The sequence below is a fragment of the Streptococcus sp. HMSC077F03 genome (genome assembly GCF_001812375.1).
In the GTDB taxonomy this organism is placed as follows: Bacteria; Bacillota; Bacilli; order Lactobacillales; family Streptococcaceae; genus Streptococcus; species Streptococcus oralis_S.
Window position 1 is genome coordinate 22,545 of record NZ_KV808745.1, and the last position, 22,525, is coordinate 45,069.

22 protein-coding genes, 2 pseudogenes and 1 riboswitch are annotated in these 22,525 nt (G+C 43.2%); of the genes and pseudogenes, 19 read left to right on the forward strand and 5 right to left on the reverse strand.

What is annotated here, in order from left to right; genetic code table 11:
* The first annotated feature begins 43 nt into the window (after positions 1-43).
* The 3 genes and pseudogenes from HMPREF2853_RS00125 (at position 44) to HMPREF2853_RS10015 (ending at position 1,850) form a co-directional block, all read left to right on the forward strand.
* Complete coding sequence (locus tag HMPREF2853_RS00125) at positions 44-448, forward strand: PaaI family thioesterase (RefSeq protein WP_000651225.1); 405 nt, start codon at positions 44-46, stop codon at positions 446-448.
* A gap of 180 nt (positions 449-628) precedes the next feature.
* Positions 629-1,393 (forward strand): DpnI domain-containing protein, encoded by a 765-nt coding sequence (locus HMPREF2853_RS00130; RefSeq protein WP_000422786.1) that lies wholly within the window; start codon positions 629-631, stop codon positions 1,391-1,393.
* A pseudogene (locus HMPREF2853_RS10015) lies at positions 1,390-1,850 on the forward strand (DpnD/PcfM family protein). Before HMPREF2853_RS00130 ends, HMPREF2853_RS10015 begins: the two are co-directional and overlap by 4 nt.
* A 44-nt stretch (positions 1,851-1,894) precedes the next feature.
* Here the strand turns inward: HMPREF2853_RS10015 and HMPREF2853_RS00140 are convergent.
* The 4 genes from HMPREF2853_RS00140 to HMPREF2853_RS00155 form a co-directional block, all read right to left on the reverse strand.
* Positions 1,895-3,157: a nucleobase:cation symporter-2 family protein gene (locus HMPREF2853_RS00140; RefSeq protein WP_001171653.1), complete on the reverse strand. Its 1,263-nt coding sequence runs from the start codon at positions 3,155-3,157 to the stop codon at positions 1,895-1,897.
* Positions 3,157-3,738, reverse strand: a complete 582-nt coding sequence (locus tag HMPREF2853_RS00145) for a xanthine phosphoribosyltransferase (protein WP_000770434.1) — start codon at positions 3,736-3,738, stop codon at positions 3,157-3,159. The genes HMPREF2853_RS00140 and HMPREF2853_RS00145 overlap by 1 nt, the downstream gene beginning before the upstream one ends.
* Positions 3,739-3,863: 125 nt before the next feature.
* Positions 3,864-3,959: riboswitch (purine riboswitch) on the reverse strand.
* Between the two features lie 131 nt (positions 3,960-4,090).
* Positions 4,091-4,477, reverse strand: a complete 387-nt coding sequence (locus tag HMPREF2853_RS00150) for a bleomycin resistance protein (protein ID WP_049501578.1) — start codon at positions 4,475-4,477, stop codon at positions 4,091-4,093.
* Positions 4,478-4,488: 11 nt separating this feature from the next.
* Complete coding sequence (locus HMPREF2853_RS00155) at positions 4,489-5,316, reverse strand: exodeoxyribonuclease III (protein WP_038804934.1); 828 nt, start codon at positions 5,314-5,316, stop codon at positions 4,489-4,491.
* Between the two features lie 133 nt (positions 5,317-5,449).
* Between HMPREF2853_RS00155 and HMPREF2853_RS00160 the strand changes: the two genes are divergently transcribed.
* From HMPREF2853_RS00160 to trpA, 14 genes are all read left to right on the forward strand, one after another.
* The gene (locus tag HMPREF2853_RS00160) at positions 5,450-5,905 is read left to right on the forward strand and encodes a DUF3290 family protein (protein ID WP_049501579.1); all 456 of its coding nucleotides are present in this window, start codon (positions 5,450-5,452) and stop codon (positions 5,903-5,905) included.
* On the forward strand, positions 5,902-6,537 hold the full coding sequence (locus HMPREF2853_RS00165; protein ID WP_049501580.1) for a DUF421 domain-containing protein: 636 nt from the start codon (positions 5,902-5,904) through the stop codon (positions 6,535-6,537). The genes HMPREF2853_RS00160 and HMPREF2853_RS00165 overlap by 4 nt, the downstream gene beginning before the upstream one ends.
* Before the next feature lie 54 nt (positions 6,538-6,591).
* Positions 6,592-8,337: an ABC transporter ATP-binding protein gene (locus HMPREF2853_RS00170; RefSeq protein ID WP_049501581.1), complete on the forward strand. Its 1,746-nt coding sequence runs from the start codon at positions 6,592-6,594 to the stop codon at positions 8,335-8,337.
* Positions 8,327-10,069: an ABC transporter ATP-binding protein gene (locus HMPREF2853_RS00175; protein WP_049501582.1), complete on the forward strand. Its 1,743-nt coding sequence runs from the start codon at positions 8,327-8,329 to the stop codon at positions 10,067-10,069. The genes HMPREF2853_RS00170 and HMPREF2853_RS00175 overlap by 11 nt, the downstream gene beginning before the upstream one ends.
* Positions 10,070-10,252: 183 nt before the next feature.
* Positions 10,253-10,945: a sugar transferase gene (locus HMPREF2853_RS00185; RefSeq protein ID WP_000922231.1), complete on the forward strand. Its 693-nt coding sequence runs from the start codon at positions 10,253-10,255 to the stop codon at positions 10,943-10,945.
* Between the two features lie 42 nt (positions 10,946-10,987).
* Positions 10,988-12,217, forward strand: a complete 1,230-nt coding sequence (locus HMPREF2853_RS00190; protein WP_070534513.1) for a DegT/DnrJ/EryC1/StrS family aminotransferase — start codon at positions 10,988-10,990, stop codon at positions 12,215-12,217.
* Between the two features lie 427 nt (positions 12,218-12,644).
* A complete protein-coding gene (trpB, locus tag HMPREF2853_RS00195; protein ID WP_070534514.1) occupies positions 12,645-13,823 on the forward strand; it encodes a tryptophan synthase subunit beta in 1,179 nt (392 codons plus the stop codon).
* Positions 13,824-14,423: 600 nt separating this feature from the next.
* The gene (trpE, locus tag HMPREF2853_RS00205) at positions 14,424-15,785 is read left to right on the forward strand and encodes an anthranilate synthase component I (RefSeq protein WP_070534516.1); all 1,362 of its coding nucleotides are present in this window, start codon (positions 14,424-14,426) and stop codon (positions 15,783-15,785) included.
* Positions 15,782-16,348: an aminodeoxychorismate/anthranilate synthase component II gene (locus tag HMPREF2853_RS00210; RefSeq protein WP_000601900.1), complete on the forward strand. Its 567-nt coding sequence runs from the start codon at positions 15,782-15,784 to the stop codon at positions 16,346-16,348. Before trpE ends, HMPREF2853_RS00210 begins: the two co-directional genes overlap by 4 nt.
* Positions 16,349-16,358: 10 nt before the next feature.
* On the forward strand, positions 16,359-17,363 hold the full coding sequence (gene trpD / locus HMPREF2853_RS00215) for an anthranilate phosphoribosyltransferase (protein WP_070534517.1): 1,005 nt from the start codon (positions 16,359-16,361) through the stop codon (positions 17,361-17,363).
* On the forward strand, positions 17,360-18,127 hold the full coding sequence (trpC, locus tag HMPREF2853_RS00220; RefSeq protein WP_070534519.1) for an indole-3-glycerol phosphate synthase TrpC: 768 nt from the start codon (positions 17,360-17,362) through the stop codon (positions 18,125-18,127). The genes trpD and trpC overlap by 4 nt, the downstream gene beginning before the upstream one ends.
* Positions 18,114-18,713: a phosphoribosylanthranilate isomerase gene (locus tag HMPREF2853_RS00225; protein WP_070534522.1), complete on the forward strand. Its 600-nt coding sequence runs from the start codon at positions 18,114-18,116 to the stop codon at positions 18,711-18,713. The genes trpC and HMPREF2853_RS00225 overlap by 14 nt, the downstream gene beginning before the upstream one ends.
* A complete protein-coding gene (trpB, locus tag HMPREF2853_RS00230) occupies positions 18,691-19,914 on the forward strand; it encodes a tryptophan synthase subunit beta (protein ID WP_000331309.1) in 1,224 nt (407 codons plus the stop codon). Before HMPREF2853_RS00225 ends, trpB (HMPREF2853_RS00230) begins: the two co-directional genes overlap by 23 nt.
* A complete protein-coding gene (gene trpA, locus HMPREF2853_RS00235) occupies positions 19,907-20,683 on the forward strand; it encodes a tryptophan synthase subunit alpha (protein ID WP_000047739.1) in 777 nt (258 codons plus the stop codon). Before trpB (HMPREF2853_RS00230) ends, trpA begins: the two co-directional genes overlap by 8 nt.
* On the opposite strand, the gene HMPREF2853_RS00240 is transcribed toward trpA, so the two are convergent.
* On the reverse strand, positions 20,655-21,314 hold the full coding sequence (locus HMPREF2853_RS00240; RefSeq protein WP_070534525.1) for a prepilin peptidase: 660 nt from the start codon (positions 21,312-21,314) through the stop codon (positions 20,655-20,657). The genes trpA and HMPREF2853_RS00240 overlap by 29 nt on opposite strands.
* Positions 21,315-21,384: 70 nt before the next feature.
* Here HMPREF2853_RS00240 and HMPREF2853_RS00245 point away from each other — a divergent pair, with 70 nt between their 5' ends.
* Together HMPREF2853_RS00245 and HMPREF2853_RS10150 are read left to right on the forward strand one after the other, a co-directional pair.
* Positions 21,385-21,840 (forward strand): GNAT family N-acetyltransferase, encoded by a 456-nt coding sequence (locus HMPREF2853_RS00245; protein WP_070534527.1) that lies wholly within the window; start codon positions 21,385-21,387, stop codon positions 21,838-21,840.
* A gap of 103 nt (positions 21,841-21,943) precedes the next feature.
* Positions 21,944-22,456 (forward strand): annotated as a pseudogene (locus HMPREF2853_RS10150) (thiol-disulfide isomerase).
* Positions 22,457-22,525: the final 69 nt, after the last annotated feature.

Consider the following 22,525-nt stretch of genomic DNA (forward strand, 5'->3'; position numbering starts at 1 on the left):
AAAGTAGTAGTATGATATAGTGTTTGAAATTTAGGAGGAAAATATGAAAGATTTTCATTTTGACGCTATATCAGCTTTTGAAAATTATGAAATTAAAGAGATGAAAGATGGCCACGTTGAGGTGACGACCAAAGTAGTGGACTCGTCGCTCAACTACTATGGCAATGCCCATGGTGGCTATCTCTTCACCCTTTGTGACCAGATCAGTGGTTTGGTGCTCATCTCGCTAGGACTAGACGTAGTGACGCTCCAATCCTCCATCAACTACCTCAAGGCAGGGAAACGCGATGATGTGTTGACCATAAAAGGAGAATGTGTCCATCAAGGCCGTACAACCTGTGTCGTGGATGTAGATATCAGCAATCAAGAGGGTAAGAATGTCTGTAAGGCAACCTTTACCATGTTTGTCACAGGCCAGCGGTCAGATGAGAGACAGGTAAGAATATAGAGATAGATGAGTAGGACAAATATAGCCTACTCATTTTTAATTTATGAAATAGGTTAGAAGGAAATATAAAAGAGAGTGGTGAAATACAGGGGTAATGGGTACGTATATGTGGTATACTAGTTATAGTATATTTTAATTGCTTATATCGAGTGAATTCTCATATTAGTGAGGAATTTTTGAATGGAATTACAATTTAATTTAGAATTAGTAGAAAACTATAAAAGTAATAGCCAAAAGGCTCGTATTCTAACGGAAGATTGGGTTTATCGTCAGTCTTATTGTCCTAATTGTGGGAACAATCCCTTAAATCATTTTGAAAATAATAGGCCTGTAGCAGATTTTTTCTGTAATCATTGTAGCGAGGAGTTTGAACTAAAAAGTAAGAAAGGGAATTTTTCATCAACAATCAATGATGGTGCTTATGCAACGATGATGGAGCGTGTGCAGGCAGATAATAATCCTAATTTCTTTTTTTTAACTTACACAAAAAATTTTGAGGTAAATAACTTTCTTGTCCTTCCGAAGCAATTTGTCACACCGAAATCGATTATTCAAAGAAAACCACTTGCACCGACTTCTAGACGCGCCGGTTGGATTGGTTGTAACATAGATTTATCACAAGTACCTTCCAAAGGAAGAATATTTCTCGTGCAAAATGGGCAAGTTAGGGATCCAGAAAAAGTTACAAAAGAATTTAAGCAAAGTTTATTTTTAAGGAAGAACTCTCTTTCAGTAAGAGGTTGGACAATAGAAATTCTAAATTGTATAGATAAGATAGAGGGTTCAGAATTTACCCTTGAAGATATGTATCGTTTTGAAAGTGACCTAAAAAATATCTTTGTTAAGAACAACCATATCAAAGAAAAGATTAGGCAACAGCTTCAAATATTAAGAGACAAAGAAATAATAGAATTTAAAGGTAGAGGAAAGTATCGGAAATTATGAAAACGAAACAACTTGTTGCATCAGAAGAGGTGTATGATTTCTTAAAAGTCATCTGGCCTGATTATGAAACAGAGAGTAATTATGAAAACTTATGTGTAATGGTTTATACTTTATCAGACCCTGATTGTGTGAGGTGGTTATCTGAAAATATGGAGTTTGGTGATGAGAAACAACTTTCTTTATTGAATAAAAAATATAGCTGGGAATATGGAGATGAATTACCAGAGTGGTTGGAAAGCCCAAAACATAGATTATTGCTAATAAGTGAGTTATTGGAGAGAAACTTAAGATGAAAAAGTATACTATAGAAATTACTGAAACTCTAACCCGTTTAGTGAGTATAGAAGCTGAAGATAAGTATGAAGCTGAACGTATTGTAAGAGAAAAGTATAAGAATGGTGAAATAGTTCTTGATGCAGATGATTTTCAGGACTATGAGACTAGCATATATGAGTAGATGTTTTTATTTTGTCACACAAAAAAGAGGTCTACACCTCTTTTTTATTTCTTTTTCCGATTTAATACGGCATTGAGTACAATGGCCAGTAGGCTGGCTACGACGATTCCGTTTGAGAAGAACATTTGGAAGGCTGTCGGCATGCTGACAAAGAGATTACTGTTATTGAGTCCGACACCTGCAGCGATTGAAACAGCTGCGATAAGGAAATTATGTTCATTGTTAGCAAAGTCAACACGAGCAAGGATTTGCATCCCTTGAAGGGAAACAAAGCCAAACATCACTAGCATGGCCCCTCCAAGGACAGGGCTTGGAATGATTTGGGCGAGGGCACCAAACTTAGGAAGGAGTCCAAGGAGGACTAGGAAACCAGCCGCGTAGTAGATTGGCAGGCGAGTCTTGATACCTGACAATTTAACCAACCCAACGTTTTGTGAAAATCCTGTATAAGGGAAGGTGTTAAAAATTCCTCCGAGAAGGACGGCTAAACCTTCTGCACGGTAACCGTTGCGCAGGCGCGTGCTGTCGATTGGGTCTTTCGTGATATCAGACAAGGCTAGGTAAACACCAGTCGATTCAACCATAGACACCGTTGCGATGATACACATCATGACAATAGAGGAGATTTCAAAGGTTGGCACCCCAAAGTAGAGGGGAGTTGGGACATGGACAAGCGGTGCTGCTGCAACAGGGGAGAAATCAACCAAGCCCATGGTAGCAGCAATGGCAGTTCCAACAACCAACCCAATCAAAATGGAGATAGACTTGATAAATCCTTTGGTAAAGATGTTGATCAAGAGGATGATTAGAACAGTGATAGCTGCAAGCAAGAGACTTTGACCAGTTGGCTCTGGAACGTTATTTCCCATATTTCCAATAGCGACAGGAATCAAGGTTAAACCAATCGTGGTAATGACAGAGCCTGTTACGATAGATGGGAAGAGATTGGCAACTTTTGAGAAAATGCCTGAAATCAGAACCACATAAATCCCTGAAACGATAAGGGCACCAAACATAGCCCCGCTACCGTGGCTCTGCCCAATCATAATTAAAGGAGCGACGGATTGGAAGGCAACCCCGAGAACGACTGGTAGTCCAATCCCAAAGTATTTGTTGAGTTGGAGTTGGAGGAAGGTGGCCACCCCACACATGAAGATATCTGTGGAGATTAGGTAGGTCAACTGCTCAGCTGAATAGCCAAGAGCTGTCGCAATCATGATAGGAACCAGGATAGAACCTGAGTACATGGCTAGTAAGTGCTGCAAGCCAAGAACAGCTGCTTGCGAGTGTTTTTCTTGTTTTTGCATTAGAGATCTGCCTCCTTAAATACGACCTGACCATTTTCGAAACGATCCAAACGGGCCAGTGATAGGACTGGATACCCTGCTTTTTCAAGCAAATCACGACCATCTTGGAAAGATTTTTCAATCACGATACCAATCGCTTCAACTTTTGCTCCGGCTTGTTCGATGATTTGGATCAAGCCTTTGGCAGCTTGTCCATTTGCTAGGAAATCATCGATAATCAAGACCTTGTCCTCTGGTGAAAGGAATTTTCCAGCGATGGAAACGGTGCTGGTCACCTGCTTGGTAAAGGAGTAAACCTCAGCAGTTAAGATGCCTTCGTTCATGGTGATGTTTTTAGCTTTCTTGGCGAAAATCATGGGAACATTTAAAGCTTCGGCAGTAAAAACGGCTGGGGCAATACCTGACGCTTCAATGGTTACGACCTTGGTAATGCCAGCAGTTGCGAATTTTTCCGCAAAAACTTTACCAATCTCCCGCATCAAACGATAGTCAACTTGATGGGTTAAAAAGGAATCTACCTTGAGGATGTTGTCACCCAAGATATGCCCATCCTGAAGGATGCGCTCTTCTAATAATTTCATAAGACCTCCTAAAGTCTAAACTCTTTTGTGTTTTTCTATCGCCTTTATCGTCTCAAAAAGGGCTAGAAAAAAGGACCTACTTAATTCCCTAAGCAAGTCCCCAAAATAGGCATGGCCAAAACCATACCTTCAGCTGACATACTCATTGTTAGGTGTTCCAGCACCTTGTAGAAACGTCGTGCCAATTCACGACATAAACAAGTAAAATGATATTCAATTTTAAATAGGCTACTGCCAATGTTTTTATTTTACACCAATTAGCTTTATAAATCAAATATTTTGTTAGCAAATAGATCATAAAAGCGAACGAAAAAGCCTACAAGGCTAGATAGTATTGTAGACTTCGATTATTCTATTCGCTAAATCTTAGAAAATAACCATCTGGATCCAAAATCGCAAATTCATGAGGGTAAATAAAGCTATCTCCCACTCGAAATTCTCTTTTTGTCAGGGGACGATGGATAGGATAGTCAGCTTCCAGCATTTTTTGGTGGAGCTGAGGAACATCTGCAATGCCAAAGGAAATATTGACACCGCGCCCGAAAGGATAGGTCAGTTGGGCTAATTCTTCTGCGCTGCCTTCTTCTAACATGAGCTGGCAGTCTTCAAGAGAGAGAAAGAGAAATTTCTCCTCGGGGCGCTCGTATTCGACAGAGAATCCCAACAAGTCGCAGTAGAAGTGGCGTGATTTTTCGATGTCAGATACTACAAATTCAGGAATGATAGCTTGATAGTCCATTAGCTTTCTCCTTAGAGCTCAATCTCCATGACAATGGGTGTGTGGTCTTGGCGCGCACCTGAGTCAATCATATCAGACTTGGTCACCTTGTCAGCCACGCGGTTGCTTGTCAGCCAGTAGTCGATTCTCCAGCCTGTATTGTTGATTTTAGAAGTCTTGCTGCGTTGTGCCCACCAAGTGTAGCGTTCTGGAACATCGCCGTGAATGTGGCGGAAGGTATCCGTAAATCCAGTTGCCAAGAGGTTGGTAAATCCAGCACGTTCCTCGTCGGTAAATCCAGGTGAACGGCGGTTGCTAGCAGGATTTGCAAGGTCGATTTCATTGTGGGCTACGTTGTAGTCACCGGTCGCAAGGACTGGTTTTTCTTTGTCTAGTTCAGCCAAATACTCCGCATATTTGACATCCCAGACTTGACGTTCTTCCAAGCGTTTGAGACCGTCGCCAGCGTTTGGAGTGTAAACTTGGGTTACGAAAAATTCATCAAATTCTAGAGTGATGATACGGCCTTCCAAGTCCATGGTAGAAGGGGCACCGATTTCTGGGAAGCTGATAGTAGGCGTAAGTTCTTTCTTATAGAGGAACATGGTTCCAGCATAGCCTTTACGGGCAGGTTCTTGGGAAGAGCGCCACGTGTTTTCGTAACCTGGGAAGAGTTCCTCTAAAATTTCCAAGTGTTTCTTTGTAGGACCCTTGGCAGAAAGCTTGGTTTCTTGGATAGCGATGATATCAGCATTTTCAGCGACCAAGGTTTGTAGGACTTCTTGGGACAATTTGGCACGAGCTGAGTCACTAGTTAGGGCAGCGTTTAGGGAATCAATATTCCATGAGATAAGTTTCATAAAGTTACCTTTTTCATTCAGATTATAGATTTTATTATACCAAAAAAAGGTCTATTTCCCCAACGTATGGCTTGAAAAATCACTCTCTTTCGTTTATAATTAAGAATGATTTTATGAAAGGGAGTGAAAATAAATGAAATTTTACTCATATGACTATGTACTTAGCCAAATCAGTCAGCAAAATGGCATCATGATTGGCTTTGGAATTGTTCTCCTAGCTATCACAGGATTTTTTGCTTTTAAAGCCTATCGAGATAAAAAGGGGACTAAGTTTCGGGAATTGGTCATGATTTTGGCCTTGACCTTGGTGGCCATGCTTTTGGTGACAATCTCAAAATACCAGACCAATCAAGCCTCTAACAACCAATTTCAAACTTCCCTTCATTTCATAGAGGTTGTTTCCAAAGACTTGGGGGTGGATAAATCAGAAGTTTATGTCAATACTTCTGCCGACACTGATGGAGCACTTATCAAGGTAGGTTCAAATTTCTATCGTGCCATGAACGGGAGCCAACCAGACAAGTATCTTTTAGAGAAATTAGAATTGCATCAAACAGACGCTATTGAATTGGTGGAGGTAAACAAATGACACTCAATTATATGGAAATTTTAATCAAACTGGCCCTGGGTCTTTTCTCTCTTGTTTTTGTTATTAATGTGACAGGAAAGGGGAATCTAGCACCTAACTCTGCTATAGACCAAATTCAGAACTATGTTCTTGGTGGTATCATCGGTGGGGTGATTTACAATAGTTCAATCAGTATTCTGCAGTACGCAGTGATTTTGATGATGTGGACGATTTTGGTCTTGACCCTCAAGTGGCTCAATAACAATGTTCGTTTTGTCAAACGCTTGATTGATGGAAAACCAACTCTCCTTATCAAAAATGGGCAGATTGACCCAGAAGCCTGTCGTTCAGTTGGTTTGTCTGCAGCAGAAGTTGCTCTCAAACTTCGTAGCCAAGGGATTTTCCAGATGAAACAGGTCAAATGCGCTGTGCAGGAGCAAAATGGCCAACTCATCGTGGTCCAAATAGGAGATGAAAATCCTAAGTATCCAGTTGTGACTGACGGTGTGATCCAAGTCGATGTTTTGGAATCGATTGGCCGTAGCGAAGAGTGGCTGCTTGATAATCTAAGCAAACAAGGACATGACAATGTGGCCAATATCTTTATCGCTGAGTATGACAAGGGTGCCGTCACAGTTGTAACCTATGAATAAGAAAAACCTGGGGTCTTGGCCTCAGGTTTCTATTTGCAATCAGAAAGGGATGTTATGTCCATTATTCAAAAACTTTGGTGGTTTTTCAAGTTAGAAAAACGCCGTTATTTAGTCGGGATTGTGGCTCTGGTCTTGGTTTCCGTCCTCAATCTCATTCCCCCTATGGTTATGGGGCGGGTCATTGATGCCATCACATCGGAGCAATTAACCCAGCAGGACCTTCTTCTTGACCTATTTTACTTGCTCCTTGCAGCCTTTGGGATGTATTATCTGCGCTATGTTTGGCGTATGTATATCCTCGGAACCTCCTACCGTTTGGGGCAGATTATGCGGTCTCGCTTATTTGAGCATTTCACAAAAATGTCTCCAGCCTTTTATCAGACCTATCGAACGGGAGACCTGATGGCACACGCTACAAATGATATCAATGCCTTAACCCGTCTGGCAGGCGGCGGTGTTATGTCTGCGGTGGATGCTTCCATCACGGCGCTGGTGACTTTGCTGACCATGCTTTTTAGCATTTCTTGGCAGATGACTCTTGTTGCTATTCTTCCCCTGCCTTTCATGGCTTATGCGACTAGTCGTCTAGGGAGAAAGACCCACAAGGCCTTTGGTGAATCACAGGCTGCCTTTTCTGAACTCAATAATAAGGTGCAGGAGTCTGTATCAGGTATTAAAGTGACCAAGTCTTTCGGGTATCAGGCGGACGAGTTGATGTCCTTTCAGACAGTCAATGAATTGACCTTCCAAAAGAATCTCCAAACCATGAAATACGATAGTCTCTTTGACCCCATGGTTCTCTTGTTTGTTGGTTCGTCCTATGTTTTAACTCTCTTGGTCGGCTCTTTGATGGTTCAGAAAGGGCAAATCACGGTTGGGAATCTGGTCACCTTTATCAGCTACTTGGATATGCTAGTTTGGCCTCTTATGGCCATTGGTTTCCTCTTTAATATCACTCAGCGAGGCAAGGTTTCTTACCAACGGATTGAGGAACTTTTATCTCAGGAATCACCTGTAAAAGACCCTGAGTTTCCTCTGGACGGTATTGAAAATGGACGTTTGGAGTACGCTATTGACAGCTTTGCCTTTGAAAATGAGGAGACACTGACGGATATTCACTTTAGTTTAGAAAAAGGACAAACCCTAGGCTTGGTCGGACAGACAGGCTCTGGGAAAACGTCCTTGATTAAGCTCCTCTTGCGTGAATACGATGTGGATAAGGGAGCTATTTATCTAAACGATCACGATATTCGTGATTATCGTCTGACAGACCTTCGTGGTCTCATGGGCTATGTCCCTCAAGATCAGTTTCTCTTTGCGACCTCTATCTTAGACAATATCCGCTTCGGCAATCCTAATTTGCCCCTTTCAGCGGTCGAGGAAGCGACTAAACTAGCTCAAGTTTATAAAGATATTGTGGACATGCCTCAGGGATTTGATACGCTGATCGGTGAAAAGGGAGTCAGTCTCTCAGGTGGTCAAAAGCAACGTCTGGCTATGAGTAGGGCTATGATTTTAGACCCTGATATCTTAATTTTAGATGATTCCTTGTCCGCCGTGGATGCCAAGACAGAGTATGCGATTATCGACAATCTCAAGGAGACGCGGAAGAATAAGACAACCATTATCACAGCCCATCGTCTCAGTGCAGTCGTCCATGCAGATTTGATTTTAGTCCTGCAAAATGGCCAAATCATAGAACGCGGTACACACGAAGACCTGCTAGCTTTAGATGGCTGGTATGCCCAAACCTACCAGTCTCAGCAATTGGAAATGAAAGGAGAAGAAGATGCAGAATAAGAAAGAACAATGGGTTGTATTGAAGCGCTTGATGTCTTATCTCAAGCCCTATGGCCTCCTGACCTTTTTGGCACTCAGTTTTCTCCTCGCGACGACGGTCATTAAAAGTGTCATTCCCCTTGTAGCTTCCCACTTTATCGACCAGTACCTCAGCAATCTCAACCAACTTGCTGTGACCGTTTTGCTGGTCTACTATGGTCTTTATATCCTACAAACTCTAGTTCAGTATATCGGCAATCTTCTCTTTGCGCGGGTTTCCTACAGTATTGTCAGAGATATTCGTCGGGATGCCTTTGCCAATATGGAGAAACTCGGCATGTCTTATTTTGACAAGACGCCAGCAGGTTCCATCGTCTCTCGTTTGACCAATGATACCGAGACCATCAGTGACATGTTTTCGGGAATTTTATCCAGCTTTATCTCAGCAGTTTTCATCTTTCTGACAACCCTGTATACCATGTTGGTGCTGGATTTTCGTTTGACAGCTTTAGTCTTGCTCTTTCTTCCCTTGATTTTCCTTTTGGTCAATCTCTATCGGAAAAAGTCAGTGAAAATCATCGAAAAAACCAGAAGTCTCTTGTCGGATATCAATAGTAAGCTGGCAGAGAATATCGAGGGAATCAGGATTATCCAGGCCTTTAATCAAGAGAAGCGCCTGCAGGCAGAATTTGATGAAATCAACCAAGAACACTTGGTCTATGCCAACCGATCTGTAGCCTTGGATGCCCTCTTTTTGCGTCCTGCCATGAGTTTGCTGAAACTCCTAGGCTACGCCGTTTTGATGGCTTACTTTGGTTACCGTGGTCTGTCTATCGGGATAACGGCCGGAACCATGTATGCCTTTATCCAGTACATCAACCGTCTCTTTGATCCCCTGATTGAGGTAACGCAAAACTTTTCAACCCTTCAAACGTCCATGGTATCTGCAGGTCGTGTCTTTGCCTTGATTGACGAAACGACCTATGAGCCTCTTCAAAAAGATGGGAAAGCTAAAGTCAAAGAAGGCAATATCCGTTTTGAACATGTGTGTTTCTCATATGATGGCAAACATCCGATTCTGGATGATATTTCCTTTTCAGTTAACAAGGGCGAAACCATTGCCTTTGTAGGTCATACAGGTTCTGGGAAATCTTCCATTATCAATGTCCTCATGCGTTTTTATGAATTTCAGTCAGGCCACGTTCTCTTGGATGATGTGGATATCAGGAACTACAGTCAGGAAGAGCTGAGAAAAAACATCGGTTTGGTCTTACAGGATCCCTTCCTCTATCACGGGACTATCAAGTCCAATATCGCCATGTACCAAGATCTTAGTGATGATCAGGTCCAGGCTGCAGCTGCCTTTGTCGATGCAGATTCCTTTATTCAGGACCTTCCGCAGGGTTATGATGCACCTGTTTCTGAGCGTGGTTCGAGCTTTTCTACTGGCCAACGCCAGCTTCTTGCCTTTGCTAGAACTGTCGCCAGTCAGCCTAAAATCCTGATTTTGGATGAAGCGACAGCCAATATTGACTCTGAAACAGAAAGTTTGGTTCAAGATTCCCTAGCTAAGATGAGACAGGGTCGGACGACCATTGCTATTGCTCATCGCCTTTCGACCATCCAAGACGCCAACTGCATCTACGTCTTGGACAAGGGGCGTATCATCGAGAGTGGAACCCATGAGGAACTCTTGGCCTTGGGAGGAACCTATCACAAAATGTATAGCTTGCAGGCTGGGGCCATGTCCTAATACTCTTTGAAAATCTCTTCAAACCATGTCAGCTTTATCTGCAACCTCAAAGCTGTACTTTGATTTTCATTGAGCACCAGAAGGAAATTCTTCAAATCACAGATTTCTTGCACCGCCTTTTCCATTTTGTGGTATAATGAAAAATGTTGACAAATAGTATAATAAAAACAAAGGAGAAACAGCATGCTGAAATGGGAAGACCTACCCGTGGAAATGCAATCAAGCGAGGTTAAGTCTTACTACCAGCTTGTCTCTAAAAGGAAAGGTTCGCTGGTTTTCAAGCGTTGCCTGGACTGGGTTCTGGCCCTGTTTTTGCTACTTTTGACCTCTCCCGTCTTTCTTGTCTTGAGCATTTGGATCAAGTTGGATAGCAAGGGACCTGTCATTTACAAGCAAGAGCGCGTGACCCAGTATAATCGTCGGTTCAAGATTTGGAAGTTCCGTACTATGGTAACGGATGCGGATAAAAAAGGAAGTCTGGTGACTTCTGCTAACGATAGTCGCATTACCAAGGTTGGAAATTTCATCCGCCGTGTGCGTTTGGACGAACTACCTCAGCTGGTCAATGTCCTTAAAGGCGAAATGTCCTTTGTAGGGACCCGTCCTGAAGTGCCACGTTACACAGAGCAGTATAGTCCTGAAATGATGGCGACCTTGCTCTTGCCAGCAGGAATCACCTCTCCAGCCAGTATCAACTACAAGGATGAGGACACCATCATCAGTCAGATGACAGAGAAAGGTCTGTCGGTTGACCAGGCCTATGTCGAACATGTCCTTCCTGAAAAGATGCGCTATAATCTCGCCTATCTCCGAGAGTTTAGTTTCCTTGGAGACATCAAAATCATGTTTCAAACCGTGTTTGAAGTACTAAAATAAAGTAGTCATGAGAAAATGAGTACAGATAAAAGGAGCAAATCAATGCCAAATTACAATATTCCATTTTCACCTCCCGATATTACCGAAGCTGAAATTGCTGAAGTAGCGGATACCCTTCGTTCTGGTTGGATCACAACAGGTCCGAAGACAAAAGAACTGGAGCGCCGCTTGTCTCAATACACACAGACACCTAAGACTGTCTGCCTCAACTCTGCGACAGCCGCTCTTGAGTTGATTTTGCGTGTTTTGGAAGTGGGACCTGGGGATGAAGTCATCGTTCCAGCTATGACTTATACAGCTTCATGTAGTGTTATCACACACGTAGGAGCGACACCTGTCATGGTGGATATTCAAGCAGATACGTTTGAGATGGACTATGACTTGCTTGAGCAAGCCATCACTGAAAAGACTAAGGTGATTATTCCGGTTGAGCTTGCAGGGATTGTTTGCGACTATGATCGTTTGCTCCAAGTGGTGGAGAAGAAACGGGACCTCTTTACAGCTGCTAGCAAGTGGCAAAAAGCCTTTAACCGTATCGTAATTGTCTCAGATAGTGCCCATGCTTTGGGATCTACTTATAAAGGACAACCAGCTGGATCTATCGCTGACTTTACTTCCTTCTCATTCCACGCCGTTAAGAACTTTACAACGGCTGAGGGAGGAAGTGCGACTTGGAAAGCCAATCCAGCGATTGATGACGAAGAGATGTACAAGGAGTTCCAAATCCTTTCCCTTCATGGTCAAACCAAAGATGCCCTTGCTAAGATGCAATTGGGTTCTTGGGAATACGATATCGTTACACCAGCCTATAAGTGCAACATGACGGATATCATGGCTTCGATTGGTTTGGTACAATTGGATCGTTACCCAGCTTTGCTACAACGTCGTAAGGACATCGTGGACCGCTATGATCGTGGTTTTGCGGGTACTCGTATTCACCCACTGGCACACAAGACTGATAGTGTCGAATCTTCACGCCACCTCTATATCACCCATGTAGAAGGAGCAAGTTTAGAAGAACGCAACCTCATCATCCAAGAATTGGCCAAAGCAGGAATTGCAAGTAATGTACACTACAAACCGCTTCCTCTCCTGACAGCCTATAAGAATCTTGGTTTCGATATGGCAGATTATCCAAGAGCCTATGCCTTCTTTGAAAATGAAATTACGCTTCCTCTTCATACAAAATTAAGCGATGAGGAAGTTGATTACATCGTTCAGACTTTGGTGAGAATTTCTGAAGAAATCCTCGGTTCTGGAAAAAAATCATAAAAAAATCTTGACAAAAAGCGGACAATAGCATATAATATTCTCAACAAATCAGAAAAGTAACTATGTTTGATCTTCAGGGAGCCTGTGGTGATTGTGAACAGGTGGTTGGAAGTAGTGAAAGTGGGCTGATTTTAAAAATGAATTTGAAACAATGAAAATTCGGTGCGCACACCTTACAGTGCAACTTGTTGTTAGACAAGGCAGAGATATAAAGGGGAATAGTCCCTTTATAATTGAGGTGGCACCGCGTTACCAACGCCCTCACACAGAAGTAGATTCTGTGTGTGGGCTTTTTCTTTCGGTCATTTTGTTTATCTTTTATTAGGGCGTTAAGTCGCTTTGATGAACTTGAGTTCTATCTGCAGCTCCTTGCCTACTACTAAAAGCAAACAAAAAGCCGAATTAATATGGAAAGAGGAAAAATTTTATGACAACTAAAGGTTATTTTGGACAATTTGGTGGTAGTTTTGTACCGGAGCCGATTCAGGCTTTGTTGGATGAGTTAGAAGTGACATTTGACAAATACAAGGATGATCCAGAGTTTTTGGCAGAATTTCGTCATTACTTAAAAGACTATTCCGGTCGCGAAACACCGCTTTATTTTGCGGAAAGTTTGACAGACCACCTAGGTGGAGCTAAGATTTATCTCAAGCGCGAAGACCTTAATCACCTTGGTTCTCACAAGCTCAACAACGTTTTAGGGCAAATTCTTCTTGCCAAACGTATGGGCAAAAAACGAGTGATTGCAGAAACAGGAGCTGGTCAGCACGGTGTTGCGACAGCAGCTGCTGCAGCCAAGTTTGGTATGGCTTGTGATGTCTACATGGGGGCAGAAGATGTGGAGCGTCAACGTCTCAATGTCTTCCGCATGGAGATGATGGGAGCGACCGTTCACGCAGTTGAAACGGGGACACGAACTCTCAAGGATGCGGTCGATGCAGCCTTTGGAGCATGGATGAATGACCTTGAAGCCTTCTATGTTTTGGGATCTGCTGTGGGTCCTCACCCTTATCCTACAATTGTTCATGAGTTCCAAAAGGTCATCAGTGAAGAATCTCGCCGTCAAATTTTAGAAAAAGAAGGTCGTTTACCAGATTACGTTATTGCCTGTGTAGGTGGTGGTTCCAATGCTATCGGTGCTTTTTCACAGTATGTGGCTGATGAAGAAGTCAGATTGGTTGGGGTCGAAGCTGCTGGTCATGGACTTGATACAGACAAGCACGCAGCCACTATGACAAAAGGTAGTATCGGAATTGTCGACGGCATGAAGACCTATGCAGTCTTTAAGGAAGACGGTGAGTTGGCTCCAGTTTACTCTATCTCAGCTGGTTTGGACTATCCAGGGGTTGGCCCAGAACACGCCTACTTTAAAGATTCAGGTCGCGTGGAATACGTAGCAGCGACAGACGAAGAAGCTGTTCAAGCCTTGCTTTTACTAAGCAAGACTGAAGGGATTATCCCAGCGATTGAAAGTTCGCACGCCATCGCAGAAGCGGTTAAACGTGCACCGAAACTAAGTAAAGATGAGATTATCATCATCAATGTCTCTGGTCGTGGAGACAAGGACGTAGCTGCGATTGCAGACTACCTAGAAGCTAAAAAATAAAAGATGGAAAAATTACAGTACTTTCTTTCCCAGAGAGCTTGTGGTTGCTGGAAACAAGCAGAGAATGCTGTAAGGTTGGGTCTATCTGAAACGAGAGAAGAAAACATAATTCTCAAGGGAGTGCCCTTTATCGCACAGCCTGTTGCAGGAATGTTCTGAGATAGGAATGAGAGATAGGAGAAATCCTATAATTGAGGTGGCACCGCGAATTTCGTCCTCACGCAAGTTATTTTTGCGTGGGGATTTTTATATATTTATCGTAGATATGGTCATCAGTTTTAAATTATGCTTCATCAATAGATAGATTTCTATAAAATATTTGCAAACGAAGTGAGCATTGAAACGCTATTTCCCGCCATAGTGGTATTCTAGAGAAGCAAAGATGCTTCTCTAGAACGGAATTTTTGAGAGTAAAATAGTTCGGGGAACTATTTTAGCCTGAGCCTAGAAATGAATGAGCGAGGAGCTCGAAAATTAGGTCTTTCATTTTATGGTTTTCTAAAATCATCCACTGGATAATTTTACCTCCCGTCCGCACTATTTAAGGGAAATAGAAAAAAGACAAAAAATTAAAAATAAGAAACTGAAAGGGAAATTACAATGGAACGAATCATTCATGGAGATGTCTTATCACCAATCTTGGCTTATATGCGCCTAAAGGGGCAACACAAGGTGATCTTAGAAAGTATTCCGAGAGACAAGGAAACCGCTCGTTTTTCTATCCTAGCCTATAATCCTGTTTTTGAGATTCAGTTTGAAAATGGAGTCCTCTATCAAAATGGGCAAGTGATTGATCGGGATCCCTTGGATTTCCTTTATGAAGTGACTCATAAGAGCCAGCACCATTCAGACCTCCCTTTTGGTGGGGGAGCTATTGGCTTTGTTGGTTACGATATGATTTCGCTCTATGAAGAAATCGGTCAAATCCCTGAGGATACCATTGGGACGCCAGACATGCATTTCTTTGTCTATGAGAGTTATATGGTCTTTGACCACAAGAAAGAAAAAATTCATGTCATAGAGGATGCTCTTTATAGCGATCGCAGTCAAGAAGATTTGGAAAAAGCCTTGAATCAAGTGCTGGAGGAATTACGCATCCCTGCTCCAAATGAATTTGAAGATTTGGCTCTATCTCCGCTGAACTTCAAACCGCATATCGCTCCTCAGAAGTTTGAGCAAATGGTGGAAACCGCTCGTGACTTGATTCGTAATGGTGATATGTTCCAATGCGTACTTAGCCAGCGCTTCTCAGCAGAAGTTACTGGAAATCCATTTGACTTCTACAGAAATCTCCGCGTGACCAATCCATCTAATTACCTCTATTTCTATGATTTTGGGGATTATCAAATCATCGGTGCTAGTCCTGAAAGTTTGGTTTCTGTCAAAAATGGCATTGTGACAACCAATCCGATTGCCGGTACGCGACCAAGAGGGTCTACGGATGAAGAGGACAAAGCTTTGGCAACTGATCTGCTTTCTGATGAGAAGGAAACAGCAGAACATCGGATGTTGGTAGACTTGGGGCGTAACGATATTGGCCGCATCTCTGAAACGGCAAGTGTCCAAGTCACCAAGTATATGGAAGTGGAGCTCTTCCGCTATGTCATGCATTTGACCAGCGTGGTGAAAGGACGTTTGCTTCCAGAACTCACTGCCATGGATGCCTTGAAAGCTACACTTCCAGCTGGAACAGTTTCAGGAGCACCAAAGATTCGGGCCATGAGACGCATCTATGAACTGGAGACGGAAAAACGTGGCGTATACGCAGGAGCAATCGGCTACTTGTCTGCGACGGGTGATATGGACTTCGCCATCGCCATTCGAACTATGATTCTCAAAAATCAAACAGCCTATGTACAGGCTGGGGCAGGGATTGTCTACGACTCCATCGCCCAAAACGAATACCAAGAAACCATTAATAAGGCTAAATCTATGACTAGAATTGGAGAACTAAGACCATGATTTTATTGATTGACAACTATGATTCCTTTACCTATAACTTGGCCCAATACATTGGGAATTTTGCAGAAGTGCAGGTTTTGAGAAATGATGATCCCAAGCTGTATGAAGAAGCTGAAAAAGCAGATGGTCTGGTCTTTTCTCCCGGTCCTGGTTGGCCGGTTGATGCTGGAAAGATGGAAGACATGATTCGTGACTTTGCAGGTAAGAAGCCGATTCTAGGGATTTGTTTGGGTCATCAAGCTATCGCAGAAGTCTTTGGTGGGAAGCTAGGCTTGGCTCCAAAAGTCATGCATGGGAAACAGAGCCATATTAGCTTTGAAGCGCCATCTGTTTTGTATCAGGGGATTGAGGATGGTCGTCCAGTCATGCGTTACCACAGTATTTTGATTGAAGAAATGCCAGAAGGCTTTGAAGTGACAGCTCGTTCGACTGATGACCAAGCTATTATGGGAATTCAACACAAAAGCCTGCCGATTTATGGCTTCCAGTACCATCCAGAAAGCATCGGAACGCCAGATGGCTTGTCTTCTATTCGGAATTTTATCGAGAAGGTTGTAAAGTGAGGAAACTAGGATGAAAGAGATTATTGAAAAATTAGCAAAATTTGAAAATTTATCAGGTGTGGAAATGACGGATGTCATTGAACGTATCGTTACTGGACGTGTAACCGAAGCGCAGATTGCTTCTCTTCTCTTGGCCCTTAAGATGAAGGGGGAAACACCGGAAGAACGCACAGCCATTGCACAAGTCATGAGAGGCCATGCCCAACACATTCCAACTGAAATCCAGGACGCTATGGATAACTGCGGTACAGGTGGAGACAAGTCCTTCAGCTTTAACATTTCGACAACTGCAGCCTTTGTCTTGGCTGGTGGTGGCATTCACATGGCCAAGCACGGTAACCGTTCGATTTCTTCTAAATCGGGTTCGGCAGATGTCCTTCAAGCATTGGGCATCAATCTTGACCTCAAACCAGCTGAACTAGGTAAGGTTTTCGATAAAACTGGAATCGTCTTTCTCTTTGCTAAAAATATGCACCCAGCTATGAAGTACATCATGCCCGCTCGTTTGGAACTAGGAATTCCAACGATCATGAACTTGACTGGTCCACTGATTCATCCAATGGCCTTGGAAACACAGTTGCTTGGCATTAGTCGTCCAGAACTGCTAGAAAGTACAGCTCAGGTTTTGAAAAACATGGGTCGCAAACGTGCCATCGTGGTTGCTGGACCAGAAGGGCTGGATGAAGCTGGCTTGAACGGAACAACCAAGATTGCTCTTCTTGACAATGGCGAAATCACCTTGTCAAGCTTCACTCCAGAGGATTTGGGGATGGAACGCTATGCTATCGAAGATATTCGTGGAGGGAATGCTCAGGAAAATGCAGAAATTTTGCTCAGCGTTCTTCAAAACGAACCAAGTCCATTCTTGGAAACGACAGTTTTAAATGCAGGTCTTGGTTTCTATGCTAATGGTAAGGTAGCTAGTATCAAGGAAGGAGTAGCCTTGGCCCGTCAAGTGATTGCTAGTGGCAAGGCCCTTGAAAAACTCAGACTGTTACAGGAGTACCAAAAATGAGTCAGGAATTTTTAGCACGAATCTTAGAGCAGAAGGCGCGTGAAGTCGAGCAAATGGAGCTGGAGCAAATCCAGCCCTTGCGCCAGACCTATCGCTTGGCAGAATTTTTGAAGAATCATCAAGACCGCTTGCAGGTGATTGCAGAAGTCAAGAAAGCTAGCCCTAGTCTGGGAGATATCAATCTCGATGTGGATATTGTGCAACAGGCCCAGACTTATGAAGCAAATGGAGCAGTGATGATTTCGGTTTTGACAGATGAGATTTTCTTTAAAGGACATTTGGATTATCTGCGGGAGATTTCCAGTCAGGTGCAGATTCCGACGCTCAACAAGGACTTTATCATCGATGAAAAGCAAATTATCCGCGCTCGTAATGCAGGTGCGACAGTTATCTTGCTCATCGTCGCGGCCTTGTCAGAAGAACGCCTCAAGGAACTGTATGACTATGCTACAGAGCTTGGTCTGGAAGTCTTGGTAGAGACTCACAATCTAGCTGAACTAGAAGTAGCCCACAGGCTTGGTGCTGAGATTATTGGGGTTAATAACCGCAACTTGACCACCTTTGAAGTCGACTTGCAGACCAGTGTAGACTTGGCCCAGCATTTTGAGGAAGGTCGCTATTACATTTCTGAATCTGCCATTTTCACAGGGCAAGATGCGGAACGTGTAGCACCATACTTTAACGGAGTTTTGGTGGGCACAGCTCTCATGCAGGCAGAAGATGTGGCTCAAAGAATCAAGGAGTTGCAGATTGACAAAGGTTAAAATTTGTGGATTATCGACCAAAGAAGCGGTAGAGACAGCTGTGTCAGCAGGGGCAGACTACATCGGTTTTGTCTTTGCACCTAGTAAAAGGCAGGTGACCTTGGAAGAGGCTGCTGAGCTGGCAAAGCTCATTCCTTCCTATGTAAAAAAAGTTGGCGTATTTGTTTCACCAAGTCGGGCAGAACTGCTAGAAGCGATTGAAAAAGTTGGTTTGGACTTGGTTCAACTTCATGGTCAGGTAGCAGATGATTTGTTTGAGGATCTGCCTTGTGCCAGCATTCAGGCTGTGCAGGTGGATGGAAATGGTCATGTGCCTCATTCTCGGGCAGACTATCTACTCTTTGATGCGCCTGTGGCAGGGAGTGGTCAGACCTTTGACTGGGGTCAACTGGATACAGCAGAACTTGCTCAGCCCTTCTTTATCGCAGGTGGGCTTAAGGAAGACAATGTAGCAAAAGCAATTCAACACTTCACTCCCTATGCAGTAGATGTATCGAGCGGAGTGGAGACAGATGGACAAAAAGATCATGAAAAGATTAGAAGATTTATAGAGAGGGTAAAGCATGGCATATCAAGAACCAAATAAAGAAGGATTTTACGGAAAATTCGGCGGACGTTTTGTCCCAGAAACATTGATGACAGCAGTTTTGGAGTTGGAAAAAGCTTATCGTGAAAGTCAGGCGGATCCAAGTTTCCAAGAGGAATTAAACCAGCTCTTACGTCAGTACGTAGGACGTGAAACTCCTCTTTACTACGCAAAAAACTTGACCCAGCATATCGGTGGAGCTAAGATTTATCTCAAGCGGGAAGACCTCAACCATACAGGGGCTCACAAGATTAACAATGCCTTGGGACAAGTTCTTCTGGCTAAACGCATGGGTAAAAAGAAAATTATCGCTGAAACGGGTGCTGGTCAGCACGGTGTGGCAACTGCAACTGCTGCAGCTCTCTTTAACATGGAATGTACCATCTATATGGGTGAGGAAGATGTTAAACGCCAAGCCCTTAATGTCTTCCGTATGGAGCTTTTGGGAGCTAAGGTTGAGGCCGTGACAGATGGTTCGCGCGTGCTCAAGGATGCAGTTAATGCAGCCCTTCGTTCATGGGTAGCTAACATCGATGACACCCACTATATCCTTGGTTCTGCCTTGGGACCTCATCCATTCCCAGAAATTGTTCGTGACTTCCAAAGTGTCATCGGTCGAGAAGCTAAACAACAGTACCGTGACTTGACAGGACAAGACTTACCAGATGCCCTAGTAGCCTGTGTTGGTGGTGGTTCTAATGCTATCGGTCTCTTCCATCCATTTGTAGAAGATGAGTCAGTAGCAATGTATGGGGCTGAAGCAGCAGGGCTTGGTGTGGATACGGAGCACCACGCAGCTACCTTGACCAAGGGTCGCCCAGGTGTTCTCCACGGTTCGCTTATGGATGTGCTCCAAGATGCACATGGGCAAATTCTTGAAGCTTTCTCTATCTCAGCAGGTTTGGACTATCCTGGTATCGGTCCAGAACATTCTCACTACCACGATATCAAACGTGCCAGCTATGTTCCTGTGACTGACGAGGAAGCCTTGGAAGGATTCCAACTCTTGTCTCGCGTGGAAGGGATTATCCCAGCCTTGGAATCTAGCCATGCCATTGCCTTTGCAGTGAAATTAGCCAAAGAACTTGGTCCAGACAAGTCTATGATTGTCTGCCTATCTGGTCGTGGGGACAAGGATGTGGTTCAAGTCAAAGACCGCTTGGAAGCAGATGCAGCAAAGAAGGGAGAAGCCCATGTCTAAGACACTAACAGAAAAATTGAACGCTATCAAAGCAGCAGGAAAAGGAATTTTCGTTCCCTATATCATGGCTGGGGACCATGAGAAAGGATTAGATGGTCTTGGTGAAACAATCCACTTTTTAGAAGATTTGGGTGTTTCTGCTATTGAAGTGGGTATTCCCTTTTCAGACCCTGTTGCAGATGGACCTGTAATCGAAGAAGCAGGCTTGCGCAGTCTAGCTCATGGAACTTCTACCCAGGCTTTGGTTGAAACCTTGAAAACCATTCAAACAGAAGTTCCGCTTGTCATCATGACCTACTTCAACCCCCTCTTTCAGTACGGTGTGGAGAAATTTGTCAAAGATCTGGCAGATACAGCAGTTAAGGGCTTGATTATCCCAGACCTGCCTCATGAGCATGCCAACTTTGTAGAGCCCTTTTTGGCAGACACAGATATCGCCTTGATTCCCCTAGTTAGTTTGACCACAGGACTCGAGCGCCAAAAAGAGTTAATCCAGGGAGCTGAGGGATTTGTCTATGCCGTTGCCATCAATGGGGTAACAGGGAAATCAGGAAATTACCGTGCAGACTTGGACAAGCACCTGGCACAATTGCATCAAGTAGCTGACATCCCAGTCTTGACAGGATTTGGTGTGTCTAGTCAAGAAGACGTAGAACGCTTCAATGCGGTATCAGATGGCGTTATCGTCGGTTCGAAAATTGTAAAAGCTCTCCACCAAGGAGAGCCGATTGAGGACTTTATCAAACAAGCAGTAGCTTACCAAAAATAATCACACAAGCAGCAAGTAAGAGGAAAGGCACGAAAGGAAGTCTTTCCTTTTTCTTTTGCAGGAGAAAGGCCAGAATGCCCGTCGCAGAAGCAATCTGGATCAAGATGAGTAGTTCTGTCGCGCTAAAGACAAGCGCACAAGAAGCCAGAAATAGAAAATCCCCTGCTCCCATGCGGATATCGATAAAATGAGCCATGATTCCAAGGGCAAGGAAGAAAATCATAACCAGATTCCAGTCAGAGCAGGCCATTAGGACTAGATGGAAAGTCATCCAGACCAGTAAGGGATACTCCTGATGGCGAAAGTCATAGATACCCAAGGTTAAGCCAGCAGTGATTAGGATGACTTGACCCAAGGAAATCCAGCCCCATGACCAAGCCAGAAAAAGTAACCCCAAGCCCAATTCAAAGAGGGCATACCAGAATGGATAGCGAATCTTGCAGTAGCGACAGCGAAAGCGATTGAAGACCTGCGAGAGAATAGGAATCAAATCTAATGGACGCAAGCGAGTCTGACAGGAATCGCAGTGACTAGCTGGTCGAATGATGGATTGCTCAGGGAAACGGTCAATGACCAAACCTAAGAAAGAAGCGAGAATGCTCCCGACAAGAAAAAAATAAAGATCAATCATACTTATCTATTCGTAAAAAATAGGAGAAGTAGTATAATAAAGAAACATTGATAAGATGGTGAGGAAATAGATGACAATTCGTTTTGAAGAAAATGTGAGTACAGAAAACGCTCAGCTCGTATGCCAATGGTCCAACTCCCTTGGCCAAGCTTTTCAAGAACAATGGATGGGACCAATGATTCCTTTTCCTTTAACAATTCAAGTCTTGCAAGATTTGGAAGGAATCTTTTCAATCTTTGATGGACAAGAGTTTGTGGGGCTTATCCAGAAAATCAGGCTAGAAGACAGGAATCTTCATATCGGGAGATTTTTTATCAACCCTCAGAAACAGGGGCAAGGCTTAGGTAGCCAAGCTTTAAGAAAATTTGTTAGTTTGGCCTTTGAAAATGAAGACATAGATACTATTTCTCTAAATGTCTATGAGGCAAATCAAACAGCTTACAAGCTTTACCAAAAAGAAGGATTTGAAATCGTTCAAATGGTTGAAGTACCTATACGAAAATACATCATGAAAAAGGGCAGATAACAGTCACGGGGGATTAGAGTCCCAAGGATTTTCAAGGATAAGGAAGTTATCTTTCAAAGTTAGAAACAAGACTTCTATGATTTCTAAGATAGAGGAGATAAACATGTCGAGATGTAGAAAAATACGAATCTTGCTCGCTTCTTTACTTGCCTTAGTTGTTGGTATCACTCTTTATTCTCAGTATCAAAGCCACCAAGAACGCTTCCAATTAAAGACCTCCTTTGAAGAAAAGGACACTATAGCTGTCTTACAACGTTTAATGGATTCAGGGAAATATGCGTCTGACATGCGTAAAGCAGGCTATATTGTTCCTCCCGACGGTGCCATTCGCTTGGATGGAGATAGGGATAAAAGGAGACATCGATTTGAAAATGTCGAATCCTAGAAGGGATGAAGTCTCGGTTTTATTTGAAACAATGGTAAATGAGGAAAAAATAGATGCCTACTATATTTTAGATCATCATTTAACCCTAAAACGTAGTTACTATTCTCATATTAGTAATCAAAAAAAGAAGATGTGAACATCTCTCAAGCCGAAGAAGAACGCCTGTTAAAGATTGTTCGAAAAGAGTTGAAAGATTTTCTAGATAAGATGTATCAGACTTTGTATGGTTGATGTTACTAGTGAGAAATGGATGCGAGACTCAGTTCAGAATGTCAACGATGATGAGAAAGGAGGGAAAAG

Coding starts and splice junctions, on each gene's coding strand:
- HMPREF2853_RS00125 (WP_000651225.1), top strand. CDS start 44: ATGAAAGATTTTCATTTTGACGCTATATCAGCTTTTGAAAATTATGAA.
- HMPREF2853_RS00170 (WP_049501581.1), top strand. CDS start 6,592: ATGTCCATTATTCAAAAACTTTGGTGGTTTTTCAAGTTAGAAAAACGC.
- trpD (WP_070534517.1), top strand. CDS start 16,359: ATGAAAGAGATTATTGAAAAATTAGCAAAATTTGAAAATTTATCAGGT.
- trpC (WP_070534519.1), top strand. CDS start 17,360: ATGAGTCAGGAATTTTTAGCACGAATCTTAGAGCAGAAGGCGCGTGAA.
- trpE (WP_070534516.1), top strand. CDS start 14,424: ATGGAACGAATCATTCATGGAGATGTCTTATCACCAATCTTGGCTTAT.
- HMPREF2853_RS00175 (WP_049501582.1), top strand. CDS start 8,327: ATGCAGAATAAGAAAGAACAATGGGTTGTATTGAAGCGCTTGATGTCT.
- HMPREF2853_RS00190 (WP_070534513.1), top strand. CDS start 10,988: ATGCCAAATTACAATATTCCATTTTCACCTCCCGATATTACCGAAGCT.
- HMPREF2853_RS00185 (WP_000922231.1), top strand. CDS start 10,253: ATGCTGAAATGGGAAGACCTACCCGTGGAAATGCAATCAAGCGAGGTT.
- trpA (WP_000047739.1), top strand. CDS start 19,907: ATGTCTAAGACACTAACAGAAAAATTGAACGCTATCAAAGCAGCAGGA.
- HMPREF2853_RS00160 (WP_049501579.1), top strand. CDS start 5,450: ATGAAATTTTACTCATATGACTATGTACTTAGCCAAATCAGTCAGCAA.
- HMPREF2853_RS00165 (WP_049501580.1), top strand. CDS start 5,902: ATGACACTCAATTATATGGAAATTTTAATCAAACTGGCCCTGGGTCTT.
- HMPREF2853_RS00150 (WP_049501578.1), bottom strand. CDS start 4,477: ATGGACTATCAAGCTATCATTCCTGAATTTGTAGTATCTGACATCGAA.
- HMPREF2853_RS00145 (WP_000770434.1), bottom strand. CDS start 3,738: ATGAAATTATTAGAAGAGCGCATCCTTCAGGATGGGCATATCTTGGGT.
- HMPREF2853_RS00210 (WP_000601900.1), top strand. CDS start 15,782: ATGATTTTATTGATTGACAACTATGATTCCTTTACCTATAACTTGGCC.
- trpB (WP_070534514.1), top strand. CDS start 12,645: ATGACAACTAAAGGTTATTTTGGACAATTTGGTGGTAGTTTTGTACCG.
- HMPREF2853_RS00140 (WP_001171653.1), bottom strand. CDS start 3,157: ATGCAAAAACAAGAAAAACACTCGCAAGCAGCTGTTCTTGGCTTGCAG.
- trpB (WP_000331309.1), top strand. CDS start 18,691: ATGGCATATCAAGAACCAAATAAAGAAGGATTTTACGGAAAATTCGGC.
- HMPREF2853_RS00240 (WP_070534525.1), bottom strand. CDS start 21,314: ATGATTGATCTTTATTTTTTTCTTGTCGGGAGCATTCTCGCTTCTTTC.
- HMPREF2853_RS00155 (WP_038804934.1), bottom strand. CDS start 5,316: ATGAAACTTATCTCATGGAATATTGATTCCCTAAACGCTGCCCTAACT.
- HMPREF2853_RS00130 (WP_000422786.1), top strand. CDS start 629: ATGGAATTACAATTTAATTTAGAATTAGTAGAAAACTATAAAAGTAAT.
- HMPREF2853_RS00245 (WP_070534527.1), top strand. CDS start 21,385: ATGACAATTCGTTTTGAAGAAAATGTGAGTACAGAAAACGCTCAGCTC.